Origin of the sequence: Sphingomonas asaccharolytica NBRC 15499 (genome assembly GCF_001598355.1) — a bacterium.
GTDB lineage: Bacteria > Pseudomonadota > Alphaproteobacteria > Sphingomonadales > Sphingomonadaceae > Sphingomonas > Sphingomonas asaccharolytica.
Map to the genome: position 1 here is coordinate 1 of NZ_BCYU01000171.1, position 1,806 is coordinate 1,806.

The 1,806-nt window shown below is 66.1% G+C and carries 2 protein-coding genes; both read right to left on the reverse strand.

Translation table 11 applies throughout. From position 1 onward, the window contains the following. Positions 1-144 precede the first annotated feature (144 nt). Positions 145-858, reverse strand: a complete 714-nt coding sequence (locus SAS01S_RS21900) for a DUF4230 domain-containing protein (RefSeq protein WP_066813358.1) — start codon at positions 856-858, stop codon at positions 145-147. Beyond that, entirely contained in the window at positions 843-1,697 is an 855-nt protein-coding gene (locus SAS01S_RS21905) for an MBL fold metallo-hydrolase (protein WP_066813361.1), read from the reverse strand. Before SAS01S_RS21905 ends, SAS01S_RS21900 begins: the two co-directional genes overlap by 16 nt. Positions 1,698-1,806: the final 109 nt, after the last annotated feature.

Genomic DNA, 1,806 nt, shown 5'->3' on the forward strand with positions numbered 1-1,806 from the left:
AAGCGGCTTGGTGGAGGGGGCCCTCCGCCACTAACCTCCGGCCCTTCGCTCGTTGATCGTGGGCCCCCTCCACCACTCGCTACGCGAGCGGTCCCCCTCCCCGTGCCGGGGAGGATTTTATTGCCCCGATCCGGCGCCCAAGCGCTATTTCCTGTAGGTCACGCCATCGAGCGGCTTCGACATGTCCCAGATCTCGTCATTCGGCCCTTCGCCGGCGAAGCGCACGCGGACCGTCGCATCGAGACCCGCGGCCCTGAGCGGTAGCGCGAAGCTCTGCTCGACCGCGCGCCGGGTCGCGTCGCGCGCCAATTTCATCGGCTCGGGCTGGAGCGCCTGGCTAGCCAGCTCCCTCTGCGCCGCGACCTTATTGGCGTCGTCGAGTTGCGATCCGACATCGGTGAAGGTGCCGAGCACGCCGTTGCGGCCATAGCTCTTGATCGCGTTGATATTGATCCGCGGCGCCGACGGCATCGGCTGCGGCAAGGTCACGCCCAGGGTCTTGCTCTTCGCGTCCCACACCACATCGCGCTGCGCAAGCTTGCTGAGGTCGACGTCGTAATCGACCGTTCCCGGCATGATCAATGTGCGCTCGGTCGACAGGCCAAAGCGCGATTGGGTCGAGGTGACGACGGCGACATAGCTCGCCTGGAACGCCGACAGCTTGTTCTGCTCGCGCAGCCCCTGGATGCTGGCCGTGGCGATCGTCACTGGATCGGGATCGACGCGCGCCTTGATGTAGGACTGCACCACCCACAACCCGCCGGCTAAGAACAAGGCGATCAGTGCCAGCGCGCCGCCGAACTTGATCAGGAAGCTGGTCGCGGCGCCGTTGCGGCTATGCTTCAGATCTTCTGCCATACATCCCCCTCATCGGCGACGATGTGCCGGTCGCGCAGTTCGTAAAGATGCGCCAGAACCGATCGTTCGGCGGCCGGAAACAAGCGCGGGTCGATGCCGACATACATTTTCGCCACCATCGCCGGGATGGTGCGCGGCTCGGCGTCGAGCAGCCGCAATATCTGCCCCTCGCGTTGCTTACGATGGCCGATCAGTCCGCGCACCAGACGCTGCGGCTTGTCGACCGGGTCGCCATGCGCCGGATAATAGATGCGGTCGTCGCGCTCCTGCAGCTTGATGAGGCTGTCCATATAGGCGGCCATGTCGCCATCGGGCGGCGAGACGATGGTGGTCGACCAGCCCATGACATGATCGCCAGTGAACAACGCATTCGTCTCGGGAAGCGCGAAAGCGAGATGGTTCGAGGTGTGTCCCGGCGTCGCGATCGCGGTCAGCGTCCAGTCGGTGCCCGACACGCTCTCGCCGTCCGCCATCACCGCGTCAGGGGCGTAATTGGCATCGAAACTGGCATCGGCACGCGGGCCGAGATCCTCGAGCGCCAGCGGCGCGCAGCCGACGATCGGCGCGCCGGTCCGCGCCTTGAGCGGCGCCGCCCCGGGACTGTGATCGCGGTGCGTATGGGTGATGACGATGGCGGTGACCGTACGGCCGCCGATCGCGCGGACCAGTGCATCGATATGCCGGGGGTCGTCGGGACCCGGATCGATCACCGCGAGATCGGCGGTGCCGACCAGATGTGTCTGCGTGCCGGTATGGGTGAAGGGCGAAGGATTATCCGCCAGAACCCGCGTCACCAGCGGTTCGAGGACCTGCGGTACGCCGGGCTTCTGCTCGTCCATGCTCCGCGAGATGGCGGCTGGAACGGGGCTTGGCAAGGCTTGACGGTTAGGCGGCCAGTTGGTCGGGCCGCGGCGGTGCTGACGCGCGACAATGCAGCCGATCTGGAGT